The 16,310-nt window shown below is 62.9% G+C and carries 14 protein-coding genes; 11 read left to right on the top strand and 3 right to left on the bottom strand.

The annotated features are described in order from the left end of the window. Positions 1-357: 357 nt before the first annotated feature. The 8 genes from fdnG to BI343_RS10085 all read left to right on the top strand — a co-directional run bounded on the left by fdnG (position 358) and on the right by BI343_RS10085 (position 10,167). Entirely contained in the window at positions 358-3,414 is a 3,057-nt protein-coding gene (gene fdnG, locus BI343_RS10120) for a formate dehydrogenase-N subunit alpha (RefSeq protein ID WP_083340898.1), read from the top strand. A gap of 12 nt (positions 3,415-3,426) precedes the next feature. After that, positions 3,427-4,314 (top strand): formate dehydrogenase subunit beta, encoded by an 888-nt coding sequence (gene fdxH / locus BI343_RS10115; protein ID WP_071109603.1) that lies wholly within the window; start codon positions 3,427-3,429, stop codon positions 4,312-4,314. After that, positions 4,311-4,928, top strand: coding sequence for a formate dehydrogenase subunit gamma (locus BI343_RS10110; protein ID WP_043621945.1), 618 nt, complete (start codon positions 4,311-4,313; stop codon positions 4,926-4,928). The genes fdxH and BI343_RS10110 overlap by 4 nt, the downstream gene beginning before the upstream one ends. Before the next feature lie 360 nt (positions 4,929-5,288). Then, on the top strand, positions 5,289-6,170 hold the full coding sequence (gene fdhE / locus BI343_RS10105) for a formate dehydrogenase accessory protein FdhE domain-containing protein (protein ID WP_071109602.1): 882 nt from the start codon (positions 5,289-5,291) through the stop codon (positions 6,168-6,170). 63 nt (positions 6,171-6,233) lie between these two features. After that, positions 6,234-6,953, top strand: coding sequence for a two-component system response regulator RstA (gene rstA / locus BI343_RS10100; protein ID WP_043622070.1), 720 nt, complete (start codon positions 6,234-6,236; stop codon positions 6,951-6,953). 6 nt (positions 6,954-6,959) lie between these two features. Then, entirely contained in the window at positions 6,960-8,234 is a 1,275-nt protein-coding gene (gene rstB, locus BI343_RS10095; RefSeq protein WP_043621954.1) for a two-component system sensor histidine kinase RstB, read from the top strand. A gap of 133 nt (positions 8,235-8,367) precedes the next feature. Beyond that, positions 8,368-9,258, top strand: a complete 891-nt coding sequence (locus BI343_RS20010) for a hypothetical protein (RefSeq protein ID WP_169829002.1) — start codon at positions 8,368-8,370, stop codon at positions 9,256-9,258. A gap of 90 nt (positions 9,259-9,348) precedes the next feature. After that, a complete protein-coding gene (locus BI343_RS10085; RefSeq protein WP_071109601.1) occupies positions 9,349-10,167 on the top strand; it encodes a trypsin-like serine peptidase in 819 nt (272 codons plus the stop codon). A 44-nt stretch (positions 10,168-10,211) separates the two neighbouring features. Here the strand turns inward: BI343_RS10085 and rph are convergent, their stop codons facing one another. Genes rph through BI343_RS10070 form a run of 3 tightly spaced genes read right to left on the bottom strand, consistent with a single transcriptional unit; the run spans position 10,212 to position 12,820 of the window. Then, a complete protein-coding gene (gene rph / locus BI343_RS10080; protein ID WP_071109600.1) occupies positions 10,212-10,928 on the bottom strand; it encodes a ribonuclease PH in 717 nt (238 codons plus the stop codon). Positions 10,929-10,970: 42 nt separating this feature from the next. Further along, entirely contained in the window at positions 10,971-11,849 is an 879-nt protein-coding gene (locus BI343_RS10075) for a PP2C family protein-serine/threonine phosphatase (protein WP_071109599.1), read from the bottom strand. Next, complete coding sequence (locus BI343_RS10070; RefSeq protein WP_071109598.1) at positions 11,846-12,820, bottom strand: serine/threonine-protein kinase; 975 nt, start codon at positions 12,818-12,820, stop codon at positions 11,846-11,848. Before BI343_RS10070 ends, BI343_RS10075 begins: the two co-directional genes overlap by 4 nt. Before the next feature lie 100 nt (positions 12,821-12,920). Here BI343_RS10070 and BI343_RS10065 point away from each other — a divergent pair, with 100 nt between their 5' ends. From BI343_RS10065 to BI343_RS10055, 3 genes are all read left to right on the top strand, one after another. Continuing rightward, entirely contained in the window at positions 12,921-13,787 is an 867-nt protein-coding gene (locus BI343_RS10065) for a YicC/YloC family endoribonuclease (RefSeq protein ID WP_043621971.1), read from the top strand. Positions 13,788-14,027: 240 nt separating this feature from the next. Further along, positions 14,028-15,299 carry a tyrosine-type recombinase/integrase gene (locus BI343_RS10060; protein ID WP_071109597.1) on the top strand — a complete coding sequence of 424 codons (1,272 nt, stop codon included), beginning with the start codon at positions 14,028-14,030 and terminating at the stop codon, positions 15,297-15,299. 66 nt (positions 15,300-15,365) lie between these two features. Next, positions 15,366-16,298 (top strand): IS5 family transposase, encoded by a 933-nt coding sequence (locus BI343_RS10055; RefSeq protein ID WP_071109589.1) that lies wholly within the window; start codon positions 15,366-15,368, stop codon positions 16,296-16,298. Positions 16,299-16,310 lie beyond the last annotated feature (12 nt).

Genomic DNA, 16,310 nt, shown 5'->3' with positions numbered 1-16,310 from the left:
CTGCTGATCGCCGCCGCGCTAGGCGGCGGCTGGCAAGCCGATATCCACCGCTGATAGTCAAAATCCCTACCCTGCAAATTGTAATAAAACTGCTACAAATAACTGGACAGGCCGGTTGGGTCATCCACGCCAGGGCTGCCGGTTTGCCGTAGCGGCCTGGCCATTTCTCTTTTCTCCAGTCAACGCTCGACTCTGTACGGCACCGGCCTGCTGCGCGGCCTTCCAAAATCCCTGTCAACAAGGTGGTCATTATTGCCATCGCGGAGTAGCATAAAAAAATAAGCCAACCGGCAAAGCTATCAGTTTTGGATATTCCCTGGCGACTTGCTGGTGCGAATGTCCCGGAGGAGATGGACGATGGAAGTCACCCGACGCCAGCTGTTCAAGCTGACCGCGGCGCAGCTGGGCGCCTCCAGCCTGGTCGCCATGGGTTTCGCGCCGCAGCAGGCGCTGGCGGAAGTGCGCCAGTTCAAACTGCTGGGCGCGCGCGAAACCCGCAACACCTGTACCTACTGCTCCGTCGGCTGCGGCCTGATCCTGTACGGCCTGGGCGACGGCGCCAAAAACGCCTTCGGCGAGATCTACCACATCGAGGGCGATCCGGACCATCCGGTCAGCCGCGGCTCGCTCTGCCCCAAGGGCGCCGGTCTGCTGGATTTCATCCACAGCCCCAAGCGGCTGAAATACCCAGAAGTGCGCGAACCCGGCAGCAGCGAGTGGAAACGCATCAGCTGGGACGAGGCGATTTCCCGCATCGCCCGGCTGATGAAGGACGACCGCGACGCGCACATCGAGGAAAAAAACGCCGCCGGCGTGCCGATCAACCGCTGGCTGTCCACGGCCATGCTGACGGCGTCCGCCGGCTCCAACGAAACCGGCATCATCTCGCAGAAATTCATCCGCAGCCTGGGCATCGTCGCCACCGACGCCCAGGCCCGCGTCTGCCACGGCCCGACCGTGTCGGCGCTGGCCTCCACCTTCGGCCGCGGCGCGATGACCAATAGCTGGGTGGACATCAAGAACGCCGACTTCATCCTGGTGATGGGCGGCAATGCCGCCGAGGCGCATCCGGTGGGCTTCAAGTGGGCGATAGAAGCGAAAAAGACGCGCGGCACGCGGCTGATCGTGGTCGATCCGCGCTACAACCGCACCGCCTCGGTGTCCGACCTCTACCTGCCCATCCGCGTCGGCACCGACATCGCCTTCCTCGGCGGCGTCATCAACTGGCTGATCAAGAACGACAAGATACAGTGGGACTACGTCAAGGCCTACACCAACGCGTCGCTGATCGTGCGCGAGGATTACCACTTCGACGACGGCCTGTTCTCCGGCTTCGACGCCGGCAAGAGCAAGTACGACAAGAGCAGCTGGAACTACGAGCTGGGCGACGACGGCTACGCCAAAACCGACCCGACGCTGCAACACCCGCGCTGCGTCTGGCAGCTGATGAAGCAGCACTACGCGCGCTACACGCCGGAAGTGGTCAACAATATCTGCGGCACGCCGGTGGACGGCTTCCTGCAGGTGTGCAAGGAACTGGGCGACACCGCCCGTCCAGACAAGGCAGGCACCATCCTGTACGCGCTGGGCTGGACCCAGCACACCACCGGCGCGCAGAACATCCGCACCATGGCGATGATCCAGCTTTTGCTCGGCAATATCGGCATGCCCGGCGGCGGCGTCAACGCGCTGCGCGGCCACTCCAATATCCAGGGCCTGTCCGACCTGGGCCTGTTGTCCACCAGCCTGCCCGGCTACCTGACGCTACCGAGCGAGGCCGACCACCCGGACCTGGCCGCCTACCTCGCCAAGACCACACCCAAGACCCTGCAGGCCAACCAGTTCAACTACTGGAGCAATACGCCCAAGTTCTTTGTCAGCCTGATGAAATGGATGTGGGGCGACAACGCCGGCAAGGACAATGATTGGGGCTACAACTGGCTGCCCAAGTGGGACAAGATGTACGACGTGCTGCACATGACCGAGCTGATGTATCAGGGCAAGATGAACGGCTTCATCGTGCAGGGCTTCAACCCGCTGGCCAGCTTTCCCGACGCCGCCAAGGTGACCGAGGCCTTCTCCAAGCTCAAGTACATGGTGATCATCGACCCGATCGCCACCGAGACTTCCACTTTCTGGCAGAACCACGGCGAAGCGCACGACGTCGACCCGGCCAAGATCCAGACCGAGGTGTTCCGGCTGCCGTCCACCTGTTTCGCCGAGGAGGACGGCTCCATCGTCAACTCCGCGCGCTGGCTGCAGTGGCACTGGAAAGGCGCCGAGCCGCCGGGCCAAGCCCGCGGCGACAACGAGATCATCGGCGAGTTGTTCGTCGCCATCCGCGACCTTTACCGCAAGGAGGGCGGCAAGCTGGCCGAACCCATCCTGAAAGTGAACTGGAACTACCGCAATCCCAAGGCCCCGACGCCGAGCGAGCTGGCGATGGAAATGAATGGCAAGGCGCTGGCCGACCTGCCGGATCCGGCCGACCCGTCCAAGGTGCTGGTCAAGAAAGGCGAGCAGCTGCCCGGCTTCGCCGCGCTGCAGGACGACGGCCGCACCGCCTGCGCCTGCTGGATTTTCTCCGGCTGCTGGACCCAGGCCGGCAATCAGATGGTTCGCCGCGACAACACCGACACCGGCCTCGGCAACACGCCGGGCTGGTCGTGGTCGTGGCCGGCCAACCGCCGCATCCTGTACAACCGCGCCTCCTGCGATCCGTCCGGCAAACCGTGGGACCCGAAACGCAAGCTGATCAGCTGGAACGGCGAAAAATGGGTAGGCGGCGACGTGCCGGACTTCAAGGCCGACGCCGCGCCGGACTCCGGCATGCAGCCCTTCATCATGAACCCCGAGGGCGTGGGCCGGCTGTTCTGCGCCGACAAGCTGGTGGACGGCCCGTTTCCCGAGCACTACGAGCCGATGGAAAGCCCGATCGGCACCAATCCGCTGCATCCCAAGGTCGTCTCCAGCCCGGCGGTGCGGCTGTTCGACAGCGACAAGAAGCGGCTGGGCACTCATAAAGATTTCCCCTATGTCGGGACGACTTACCGGCTGACCGAGCACTTCCAGTTCTGGACCAAATCGGTGCTGCTGAACGCCATCGCCCAGCCCGAGCAGTTCGTCGAAATCGGCGAAGCCTTGGCCCGCGAAAAAGGCATCGTCCAGGGCGACATGGTCAAGGTCAGCTCCAACCGCGGCTTCGTCAAGGCCAAGGCGGTGGTCACCAAGCGGCTGATGCCGCTAAAGGTCAACGGCCAGACCGTGCACCAGATCGGCATCCCGCTGCACTGGGGCTGGGAGGGCGTGGCGCGGCCGGGTTATCTGACCAACTCGCTGCCGCCGGCCGTGGGCGACTGCAATACGCAGACGCCCGAGTACAAGGCCTTCCTGGTCAAACTCGAAAAACTGTAAGGAGCCGCCGCCATGCCTCTGCAATCCCTGGACATCAAGCGCCGCTCCGCCAGCCCGACCGAAAGCCCCAAGGTCCGCCAGACGCTGGAAGTGGCCAAGCTGATCGACACCTCTACCTGCATAGGCTGCAAGGCCTGCCAGGTGGCCTGTTCCGAGTGGAACGACATCCGCGAGGAGGTCGGCCACAATATCGGCGTCTACGACAACCCCACCGACCTTACGGCCAAAGCCTGGACGGTGATGCGCTTCGCCGAGGAGGAAAGCAACGGCAAGCTGGAATGGCTGATCCGCAAGGATGGCTGCATGCACTGCGCCGACCCCGGCTGTTTGAAAGCCTGTCCGTCGCCGGGCGCCATCGTCCAGTACAGCAACGGCATCGTCGACTTCCACCAGGAAAACTGCATAGGCTGCGGTTACTGCATCGCCGGCTGTCCGTTCAACATTCCGCGCATCAGCAAGGAAGACAACAAGGCCTACAAGTGCACGCTGTGTTCGGACCGCGTCGCGGTCGGCCTGGAGCCGGCCTGCGTCAAGACCTGTCCCACCGGGGCCATCCAGTTCGGCTCCAAGGAAGACATGAAGGAAGTGGCGGCGGAACGGGTGGCCGACCTGCAGCGGCGCGGCTATCAACACGCCGGCCTGTACGACCCGTCAGGCGTGGGCGGCACCCACGTGATGTACGTGCTGCACCACGCCGACAAGCCGGAACAGTATTCCGGCCTGCCGAACAAGCCCGAAATCAGCCCCACCGTGCAGTTGTGGAAGGGCTGGCTCAAGCCGCTGGCGACCATAGGCATCGCCGCCGCCGGCCTGTTCGGCTTCCTGCACTACATCACCGTCGGCCCCAACCGCGCCGAGGAAGACGATGAAACGGCGCCGCACGAGGAGGACAAGCCATGAAGGAAAAACTGCTGCAACGCTATAGCGCCGCCGAGCGGATCAACCACTGGATCGTGGCCATCTGCTTCATCCTGCTGGCGCTATCCGGCCTGGCCCTGTTCTACCCGGCCTTCTTTTGGCTGACCGGCGTGTTCGGCACGCCGCAACTGGCGCGCATGGTCCATCCCTTCGTCGGCGTGCTGATGTTCCTGGGCTTCTTCCGCCAGTTCTTCCGCTACTGGCGGCGCAACCTGATCAATGGCCAGGACATCCAGTGGATGTTGTCGGTCAAAGAAGTGCTGCGCGGCCATGAGACCGTGGAAGTGGGCAAATACAATGGCGGCCAGAAGGCGATGTTCTGGATCATGACCCTGTGCGTGGCCGTCATGCTGGTCACCGGCATCATCGCCTGGCGCCAGTACTTCTCCGATTACTTCCCTATCCCCGTGATCCGGCTGGCCCTGCTGCTGCACGCCTGGGCGGCCACCGCGCTGATCGCCAGCATCATCGTCCACATCTACGCCGCCTTGTGGGTGAAGGGCACGATAAGAGCCATGGTGGAGGGCGTGGTCACCCACGCCTGGGCCAAGAAGCATCATCCGGGCTGGTATAAGGAAATGACGGGTAAGAAATAGCGAGTGTCCGCTGCGCAGACGACATGCTTAGGTGCCGGTTCCGCCCGGCAGACGGGCCAGGGGCTGAGCGGCCAGCCCTACCGCTGAGTGAATCGAAGATTCACACGCAGAGGCCATCCCAAGCCGCCCCAACCGCGCGGCGAAGCCACGGCTCCAAACCCATTCCCAAGGAGCCGCCGGAACTAGCGGGGCGCTAACGTCGCCCCGCATCGAACAACCGGCGTCTTAAAACCTTGGAAATGGTTTTAAAGCCGGCTTGCGCTGATGGGGAGTCAGCCACGTCGACTCGGTCCTAGCGTCGATAAAGATCGATTTCTTACGATGTAAATGGCAAACAACCTCAAAGCATCAATATCAACCATGACCCCTACCCAACCCATCCTTCCAGCCGAACAGATTCTCGCCGGCGACGCCCCGCTGATGAGCCTGCCCGTGCTCCGGCCGCCGACCGACCTCTTCGCCCGCCGCGCCGCGCGGCTGCTGCAACTGGCCGACAGCCATGCGATGGCCGATTTTCTGCGGCTGTGCGCCGCCATCTGCCAGCAGCAGCAAGCGTTGCACGACGCGTCCCGGCTCGATCCCCGCGCCGCGCTGGAAAAACTGGCACAGGCGCTGGCGCCGCAGCTGCCCTCCCCCGTCCAGGCCAGTCTTGATGCCCTGCTGGCGCTGGATGCCGCCGCGCTCAGCCGACTTGCTGAGCGTCTGCTCAACGGCGACTATCCGGCGGACGGCCCCTTGTTCGCCGCGCTGCCGCTGCTGGGCGCCGCCCTGCAGGCCCAAGCCACCCGCAGCATCCGCCAGCGGCCGCTGCCCGAGCCGCAAAGCCAGGAAGCGCGCTGCCCGTGCTGCGGCGGCCTGCCGCTGGCTTCGGTGCTGACGCGCGGCGACAGCGGCCACGCCCAGCGTCATGTGGTGTGCTCGATGTGCAGCCATGCCTGGCCGGTGGGCCGCGTGCGTTGCCTTGGCTGCGGCAATAGCCGCGATCTGCGCTACTACTCGCTGGCGCCTCAGGACTACGAAGCGCCGGAACCCGACCACCAGCGGCCGCACCAGACGCGCGGCGCGCAGGAGGTGGAGGCCTGCGGCGAATGCCATGGCGCGCTGAAGCAGGTGTCGCTGCTGCAGGCCCCGGACGCAGAGGCCGGCGCCGACGATCTGGCCAGCCTGGCGCTGGATCTGCTGGCCGGCGAAGCCGGCTACGCCCGCCTTGGCTTCAACCCGCTGTTCCTGCCCGGCACTTGAGCCCGGCAGCCGGCCGCGCCATACTTGCCGGCAATTCGCTCAATCAATGGTATGGACGCACGCATGACTCATCGCATCGTATTTGTCGAGGACGACGCAGACCTGGCGGAGTTGATCAAGGATTTCCTGGATCGCCATGAAATGGAAGTGGTGATCGAACCCCGCGGCGATACCGCGCTGGACACCATCGCCCGCGAACAGCCGGACATGGTGCTGCTGGACATCATGCTGCCGGGCAAGGACGGCCTGTCCATCTGCCGCGAGCTGCGTCCCAAGTTCGACGGCCCCATCATCATGCTGACTTCGCTGGACAGCGACATGAACCAGATCCTGGGCTTGGAGCTGGGCGCCAACGACTACATCCTGAAAACCACCCCGCCTTCCGTGCTGGTGGCGCGGCTGCGCGCCCAGTTGCGCAATTTGCGCCCGGCCCAACCGGCGGCGGAGGCTCAGCAGGGCAAGGGCGGCTCGCGCAAAGTGGTGTTCGGCCAGCTGTCCATCGATCCGGTCAGCCGCGACGTGGTGCTGGCCGGCGAAAAAATTCCGCTGTCCACCTCGGACTTTGACCTGTTGTGGCTGCTGGCCAGCCACGCCGGCGAAACGCTGAACCGCGACATCCTGTTGAAGGAAATGCGCGGCGTCAGCTACGACGGCCTGGACCGCAGCATAGACGTGGCCATCTCCCGGCTGCGCAAGAAGCTGGGCGACAACCCCAGCGAGCCGTTCCGCATCAAGACCGTGCGCAACCGCGGCTATCTGTTCTCGCTGTCCGGCTGGGAGTAAGCGCGGATGCGCCGCCTGTTCATCCAGTTCTACCTGCTGTTGATGTCCTGCTTCCTGGTCGCGGTCATCATGGTCGGCGTGGTGTACAAACAAGCCGTGGACGACGTCGGCGAGCGTTACCTGGCCGACCTGCTGCGCACCACGCTGTCGCTGATCGAGGCCGACTTGCGCGGCGTGCCGGAGGACCGCTGGGGCGAAACCCTGGCCAACGCCGACTACGGCTTCACCTTCCGCGTCAAGGTGGAGAAGATGAGCAACTACATCCTGGACGAGGAATCGCGCCAGGCGCTGGACCGCGGCGAAATCGTGATGCTGGAGGACAAGTATCTGTTCCTGCAAAAGCTGCAAGACAGCAACTACCTGCTGGTGGCAGGCCCGCTGCGCTATCTGTTCTTCCTGCACCGGCTCAAGTGGTTCGACTACGCCCTGCTCGGCCTGTTGGGCCTGTCCTTGGCCATTCCGGTATTCCTGTGGATGCGTCCGCACTGGCGCGATCTGGTGGCGCTGGAGCGCGCCTCCGGCAAGCTGGCCAACGGCGACCTCGCCGCCCGCGTCAATCTGCCGCCGCACTCCGGCGTCCACCACCTTGGCGTCGCCTTCAACCACATGGCCGACAACATCGCCACCCTGATCAACAGCAAGAAGACGCTGACCAATGCCGTGGCGCACGAGCTGCGCACGCCGCTGGCGCGCCTGCGCTACCGGCTGGCCTTGCTGGACGGCGACGAGGACACGCCGGAGCGGCAGGCGATAGAACGCGACCTCAACGCCATCGACAAGCTGGTGGAGGAGCTGCTGTTCCACGCCCGCCTGGATCGCCCTGAAGCGCCATTGAAACTGAGCAGCTTCAACGCCATTCCGTGGGCGCGCGAGCGCATCGCCGGCCAGGCGGCGCTGGCGCAGGAAATCCACTGGATCGAGCCGGTGGGCGAAACGCTGGACATCACCGCAGATGAACACCTGATCACCCGCGCGCTGGACAATCTGTTGTCCAACGCCCGCCGCCACGCCGGCTCCATCGTCGCCACGCACATCCTGATCGACAAACAGCAGTTCTGCATCATCGTCGACGACGACGGCCCGGGCATTCCCGACGAAGACCGCGAACGCGTGTTCGACCCCTTCGTCCGGCTGGACGAGAGCCGAGGCCGCAAAACTGGCGGCCATGGACTGGGCCTCGCCATCGTCGCAGGCATCGCCCGCGCGCACCATGGCAGCGTGGCGGTGGAGCGCTCTCCGCTCGGCGGCGCGCGCTTTCTGCTGAAGTGGCCCGTCGCCTGATGTACATTTTGTAACATTGAGATACAAGCATCCCCTAGACGCCCCGGGCTTGCCACCGCTAGCATCACGCCCTGAATTAGGACTATTTCATGTCCGTTTCAACCCAATCCAAAGAAACTTAGGAGTTTCGTAAATGAAAAAGCTGGCTCTGCTCGCCCTGACCGCTGCTTTCAGCCTGGCCTCCGCTAACGGCTTCGCCGCTGAAAAAGCTGCTGCTTCCGCTCCGGCCATCCACAAGGCCAAGAAAGTTGAAAAGAAAAAAGTAGCTTCCGCTGCTCAGAAGGCTCAAGCCGCCAAGGCCGACGCTTCCGCTCCGAAGGCCAAGAAGGCTCACAAGCACCACGCCAAGAAGGACGCTTCCGCAGCTCAGAAGGCTCAAGCCGCTAAGGCCGACGCTTCCGCTCCGAAGGCCAAGAAGGCTCACAAGCACGCTGCCAAGAAGCACGAAGCTTCCGCTCAAAAGGCTCAAGCCGCTAAGGCTGACGCCTCCGCTCCGAAGGCCAAGAAGGCCAAGAAGCACGCTGTGAAGAAAGAAGCTTCCGCTCAGAAGGCTCAAGCCGCTAAGGCCGACGCTTCCGCTCCGAAGGCCAAGAAGGCCAAGAAGCACGCCGCCAAGAAAGAAGCTTCCGCTCAGAAGGCTCAAGCCGCCAAGGCCGACGCTTCCGCTCCGGTAGCCAAGAAGTCCCACAAGCACCACAGCAAGAAGCACGCCGCTAAGAAAGAAGCTTCCGCCGCTCAAAAGGCTCAAGCCGCCAAGGCCGACGCTTCCGCTCCGAAGGCCAAGAAGGCTCACAAGCACGCTGCCAAGAAAGAAGCTTCCGCGCAGAAGGCTCAAGCCGCTAAGGCCGACGCTTCCGCTCCGGTAGCCAAGAAGTCCCACAAGCACCACAGCAAGAAGCACGCTGCCAAGAAAGAAGCTTCCGCCGCTCAAAAGGCTCAAGCCGCCAAAGCCGACGCTTCCGCTCCGGCCAAGAAGGCTCACAAGCCGGCTGCCAAGAAAGCCGCTGCTTCCGCTGCCAAGTAATCATGGCGCGAATGCCGCGGCTTCTCGCTTAGCGGCATAGCAAGATACGGGGCGCGCTGCGCCCCGTTTTTATTTCTGGAGCCCCGCGCGATGAAACTCACCCGCCTTCTCCTCTGCCTCGTCCTGATCCCCGCGCTGTCCCATGCCGCGCCGCTGAGCCGCGAACACAAGATTCTGTTTTTCGGCAAAGACGACCGCGTGTTGACCAAGCCAAACAAGATGCCATGGCAGGCCGTCGGCCAGCTGGAAACCCGCTCGCAGAATATCTGCACCGGCACGCTGGTGGCGCCCGATGTGGTGTTGACCGCCGGTCACTGCTTCCTGGACGACAAGGGCCGGATGGATAAGGCGATCAGCTTCACCGTCGGCTTATGGGGCAACGAGTACGAAGAGCAGAGCCGCATCACCGATGTCTACGTGGACAAGGCTTTTCTGAAAGGGCTGATCCGCCGCAAGGATGGCGTCTACATCCCGCCTGCCATCGCCCCGCGCGATTTCGCCTTCGTCCGCCTGGCCAAGGCGCTGGGCGTGCAGCAGGGCGTGATTCCAGTCTTCGCCGGCAATAGCGCGCAACTGAAGCAGCTACTGGACGAACGCAAATGGACCGTCACCCAGGGCGGCTATCCAGTGGACGACCAGCGCCACCTGCGCGTCCACAATCATTGCCAGGCCACCGCGCTGCGGGCCGATGGGCGGCTGACCCATCGCTGCGACACGCTGGAAGGCAATAGCGGCTCGCCCATCTTCGCCATCGACGGCCAGGGCCGCGCCACCATCGTCGCGGTGCAAAGCTCGGCGCCGCCGGCCTCGCGCCGCAAACTGGAAGACAATATGAGCGTGTCGGCGCCGGTTTTCAGCCAGGCCTTGCGCGATTTCATCGCCCGCAAGACGCCGCAGTCCGCCAAATGAACAAAGCCGCCCAAAGGCGGCTTTTCCGATCAAACAGCCGACGCTCAGCCGGCCAGCGCGTCGCGCTGCAGCTGCAGCAACTCATTGATGCCCTTGCGCGCCAGCGCCAGCATCGCCGCCATTTCCTCCTCGCTGAACGGCTCGCCCTCGGCCGTGCCCTGCACTTCGACAAAGCGCCCGCTGCCGGTCATCACCACGTTCATATCGGTTTCGCAGCCGGAATCTTCCAGATAGTCCAAATCCAGAACCGGCTTGCCCTGGAACACGCCTACCGACACCGCCGCCACCTGGTCGCGCAGCGGGCTGTTCTCCAATTTGCCGGCGCGAATCAAACCATGGATCGCGTCGGCCAGCGCCACATAAGCGCCGGTGATGCTGGCGGTGCGCGTGCCGCCGTCGGCCTGGATCACGTCGCAATCGATGACGATCTGGCGCTCGCCCAGCTTGGCCAGATCGATCACCGCGCGCAAGGAGCGGCCGATCAAGCGCTGGATTTCCTGGGTGCGGCCGGACTGTTTGCCGGCGGCCGATTCGCGGCGCATGCGGCTGCCGGTGGAACGCGGCAGCATGCCGTATTCCGCCGTCACCCAGCCCTGGCCCTTGCCTTTGAGAAAGGGCGGCACCGTCTCTTCCACGCTGGCGGTGCAGATCACCTTGGTGTCGCCGAACTCCACCAGCACCGAACCTTCGGCATGCTTGGTGTAGGAACGGGTCAGACGGACGACGCGCATGGCGTCGGCGCTACGTTGGGAGGGTCGCATGAGGCTGTCCGGTAAAATCGATATGAAGGCAATTATAACCGCTCAAGCGCCCTTTCCCACCTGGCTGGCCAGAATCTCTCTATGCATGGTTTCCAGATTGGATTCCAGAATCAGCCGGCCGCCCATGCGCGGCGGATTCTTTTCCGTGTCCAGCGCATCGTCGCGCTCGCCCAGCTCCACCGCATCGTCCAGCACAGTCACGGCTATCGCCGACAGATTATCCCCGCCGGCGCCGGCGCGCCGCTCCGCCACATTGATCAGCGCCGGCAGCACCTGATTGACGCCGCGGCCGGCGAAGACGCGCTCCAGCTCCGCGTCCTGCACCTGGGACCACAGGCCGTCCGTGCATAACAGCACCGAACAGCCGGGGCCTATCGGTTGGCGCTCGCCGATATCGATGCTTGGATCGCTGGATGCGCCCAGACAGTTGTAGATCTTGTTGCGATCCGGGTGCGTCTTGGCCGCTTCCTCGGTCAACAGCCCCTGGTCGATCAAGCGCTGCACCTGGGAATGATCGCGCGAGCGCAGCCGCATGCCTTTTTGATCGATCAGATACAAGCGCGAGTCTCCGACATGGCACCAGAACAACTGGTCCTGCTGCAGGATGGCCGCCACCACGGTGGTGCTGGGCACGTCCGGCAGCCGGTGGTCGGCGGCATACTCCAGAATCACTTGATGAACCGAGCTGATGGCATTCACCAGAAAACGATTGGGATGGTTCAGCGTGGGCGACGCCTGCTGGTAGAACAGCTCGCACAGCAGGTCCACGGTGATCTGCGCCGCCACTTCGCCGCGCATATGGCCGCCCATGCCGTCCGCTGCCACCAACAGCACCGACTCCGGAGTATGGGCAATGGCCAAACGGTCTTGATTGTAACTGCGGCCGCCGATGCGGCTCTCCTGGAAGACCGATAATTTCATTCCGTTCCCTTTCCATGCCGGCCACCGGTCAAGCCCTTGATCCAGCCGACCAATCGATTGCCCTCGCCTGCCGTTTCGCGCAGCGGATCGCTATACACCTCCTGCTGCAGGGATTTTTGCACCTCCAGCACCGTTGTCGGCCGGTCGTCGGGGCGCAGCGCCAGACAACGGTCGCACAGCTCGGTCAACTCGCGCGAATACTGATGACGAAAGGCCTTGGCCGCCGGCACCAGCGTATCGCCGGCCAAGCGCGCCTTGGCGCCGGGCGGCACGTCTCCTCCCATGCAGACATACAGGCAGGCGCCGATGGCATAGATGTCGGTCCACGGACCCAAGGGCTGGTCTTTGTCATACTGTTCCGGCGCGGCGAAGCCCGGCGTATACATGGCGGCGAAATGCTTGGCGGTGCGCGACAGCGTCTGCCGCGCGGCGCCGAAATCCAACAGCAAGGGCACGCCGTTGCGGCGCAGGTAGATGTTGGCGGGTTTGATGTCCAGATGCAGCAGGCGCTGGCTGTGCACCTCGCGCAAACCGGACAGCAGCGCGGCAAACCATTTGCGGACCTGCCGCTCCTGCATCTGCCCGCCCACCAGCTCCAACTCACGCGCCAGCGAGCGGCCCTCGGCATACTCCATCACCATATACACCGTATGGTTGGCGCGAAAGAAGTTGCTGACGCGCACGACCGTGGGATGGGCGATGGCGGACAGCACCCGCCCCTCTTCGAAGAAGCATTTCAGCCCCAGATTGAAAGCATCGCGGTCCAGCTCAAGCGGAACGGTCACCTCGCCGTTGGGATGGCGCGCGGCCAGGTTGCGCGGCAAGTATTCCTTGATGGCGAACTTGCGATCGTCGTCGTCCAGCGCCAAATAGACGATGCTGAAGCCGCCTACGGACAGCTGGCGCACAATGGTGTACTCCGCCAGACGGTAGCCAGGCGGCAACGGGGTTTGCTTGCTGGATTGAGTCATGGGATCGCAGTTGATATAGTGTCTTCTGGCCCAGGATTGATCTTAGCAAAGCAATTCGGGCCCGGCCGTTGGAAATCTTTTCAATAATCAGGAGCCCCGCATGATATTGAGCATGACTGGCTTTGCCGCCGCCACCCGGGAATTCCCTGGTGGGATGTTGAGCCTAGAGGTTCGCGCCGTCAATCATCGCTATCTCGATGTGCAAATGCGTTTGCCGGAGGAGTTGCGCATCATTGAGCCGCAACTGCGCGAACAAATCGCCGCGCGCGTCACCCGCGGCAAACTGGAATGCCGCGTCGGCCTCAACCAAGTCGATAGCGCCGCCCCGACGCTGGAGCTGAACCAGGCTTTCCTGGGCCGGCTGCTGGAAATCTCCCGTGAAGTGCAGCAACAATGCGCCGACAACAAAGGCTTGTCCGTCGGCGAGCTGCTGCGCTGGCCTGGCGTGCTGAAGAGCAACGAACTGGCACCGGAAGTGCTGCACCAGCTGTGCCTGGATGCGCTGCAAACCGCGCTGGCCGACTTCAACGCCTCGCGCGGGCGCGAAGGCGAAAAACTGAAGGCGGTGCTGATCGAGCGCATCGAAGCCATGGAAGGCATCGTCGCCGCCATCAAGCCCAAGCTGCCGCAAATCCTTGAAGGCTACATGACCAAACTGGCAGGCCGCCTGCAGGAAGCGCTGGGCAATGTGGACGACGACCGTCTGAAACAGGAATTTGCGCTGTTCGCCCAAAAGATAGACGTGGACGAAGAGCTGTCGCGCCTGACCACCCACCTGACCGAAGTGCGCCGCATCCTCAAAACCGGCGGCCAATCCGGCAAGCGGCTGGATTTCCTGATGCAGGAACTGAACCGCGAAGCCAACACCCTGGGCTCCAAGTCCGTCTCCACCGACACCACGCAAGCTTCTGTCGAGTTGAAGGTGCTGATCGAGCAGATGCGGGAGCAGATACAAAACATCGAGTAAACTTTCACGCCATGTCACGGCTTGTCAGCAAAACCACAAAAGCCCCGCCAGACGGGGTTTTTTCATGTCCTGTCGTGTCACCAAGAATCAAGAAAGCGCATAATTGGCGTGTACCCCTAGGTGTACCCCTGGCCATTTTTGAGAAAAGTTAGGGGTACACAGCGTTAATCGTTGTTTGGATTTTTGACGGTCCAGCAGCACCAAGGGCTAGGGGCAGACACTCACTATTCGGGGCGCAACATGGCAAAGCTGACAGACATGCAAATCAAGGCCTGGATCAAGGCCGGCGAGCGCTTTGAAGGCCGAGCCGATGGCGACGGGTTGTACCTGGTATATCGGGAAAACTACGCTATCCCCGTCTGGCGCTTCCGGTACAAGTTCGCGGGCAAGCCGCGCGTGATGGTGATTGGCACCTACGCTGACCTTTCCCTGGCCAAGGCCCGCGAAACTGCCCGCGAACTGGCCGCGCGCGTCGCCTTGGGCTATGACGTGGCCGGTGAGAAGCAGGACCGCAAAGCCGCGGCATTGGCCAAGATCGAGGAAGAGAAGAACGCCATCACCATGCTGGCGCTGGCCAACGAGTATTACGAGCGGATGATCTTGGGCCGCTGGAAGCACCCGGACATCGTGCGGCGCCGGATCGACAAGGACATCGGCCCGATGCTGGGCAAGATGAAGGTGGAGGACATCAAGCCCCGCCACATTGACGACATGCTGCAGGCCATCGTAAAGCGCGGCGCGCCATCCATCGCCAATGACGTGCTGCGCTGGATAAGACGCATGCTCGACTACGCCATCAAACGCCACATCATCGAAATCAACCCGGCCAGCGCCTTCGACATTGGCGACGCCGGCGGCAAGGAAGAAGCCCGCGACCGGGCCTTGAGCCGCGACGAGCTGGCCAAGCTATTCGCCGCCATGAAGCTGGCCAAGGGTTTCAGCGTGGAAAATGACCTCTCCATCCGCCTGCTGTTGCTGCTGTGCGTCCGCAAGATGGAGCTGTGCGCCGCGCGCAAGGAAGAGTTCGATCTGAAGGCCGGCGTCTGGCACCTGCCAGGCGAGCGCAGCAAGACCGGCAAGCCAATCGATATTCCCCTGCCGGCCTTGGCCGTGGAATGGCTGCAGCAGCTGTTCGAGTTGGCCGGGCGCAGTGCCTGGCTACTGCCGGCCCGCAAGATGCAGCACCGCATGGTGCCGCACATCCACGAAGGCACTATCGGCACCGCGCTGGGCAAGGTCAAGCCGCACATGCCAGGCGTGGCGGACTTCACCATCCATGATCTGCGCCGTACCGCGCGCACCCACCTTGCAGAGCTGGGGATTGATCCCGTAGTAGCGGAGCGCTGCCTCAATCACAAAATCCCCGGCGTGGAAGGGATATACAACCGACACGACTATTTCAACGAGCGCCGCGACGCCTTGAATAAATGGGCCGGGCTGCTCAATGCACTGGACAAGGGCGAAGCCTACAACGTGACACCGATTACCAAGAGCCGGAAGAAACAGGCCTGACACCAGCTTTGCCGCGCGGCTTTGTTGCACAAATCACCCTCCCTGTAGGCGGGGTAGAATGACGGCATGAGTAAGCCCACCCCGCCCAAGTACAAGACCACTAACTGGAAGACCTACAATGCTGCGCTCAAGGCGCGTGGGTCGCTGATGATCTGGTTGGACCGTGACATGCGCTGGCATGGTTCTGCGCTCGGCAAACGCGGACGGACACTGACCTTCAGCGATGCCGCCATTCAGTTCTGCCTGACGATCAAATGCCTGTTCAATCTTGCGCTCCGACAGGCCGTGGGTATGGTGCAAAGCCTGCTAAAACTGGCGGGGCTAGACTGGCTAACGCCGGACTACAGCACCGTATGCCGGCGGCAAAAGCATTTGCAGGTGGCCATTCCTTGCCGTCCAAGCACGACCGGGCTGCACCTGTTGATCGACAGCACCGGCATCAAGATGCTGGGTGAAGGCGAATGGAAAACGAAGAAACACGGCGCGGAGTACCGCCGTCAGTGGCGCAAGGTGCATTTGGGCATTGATGCGCAGACGCTGGAAATCCGAGCGATTGAAGTGACCGACAACGCGGTGGGCGATGCGCCAATGTTGCCGGAGTTGCTGGACCAGATTCCTGCGGGGGAACGGATTGCTGCAGTAAGTGGCGATGGTGCCTACGACACCAAAGGCTGCCATGAAGCGATTGCCAAGCGAAAAGCCGAGGCGGTGATTCCTACCCGGAAGAATGCCAAGCCGTGGAAGGAAAATCGGTTGGGCGCCCATGTCCGAAACGAGATACTGCGTGCTACCCGGCTCCTGGGACGAGCGATCTGGAGGAAATGGAGCGGTTACCATCGCCACAGCCTGGTGGAAACCAAGATGCGCTGTTTCAAGCTGCTGGGCGAGCGGGTGATGGCAAGGGACTTCGACCGTCAAGTCGCAGAGCTCCAAGTGCGAGCGGCGATCTTGAACCGTTTCACGCGGCTCGGGACGCCGATGACGGTGCGCATGCCATAAATCCGCCCAGGG

Origin of the sequence: Chromobacterium amazonense, assembly GCF_001855565.1 — a bacterium.
Taxonomy (GTDB): Bacteria; Pseudomonadota; Gammaproteobacteria; order Burkholderiales; family Chromobacteriaceae; genus Chromobacterium; species Chromobacterium amazonense.
The sequence above is the reverse complement of the archived record's forward strand: the minus strand, read 5'-3'. Positions and strand labels throughout refer to the sequence as shown.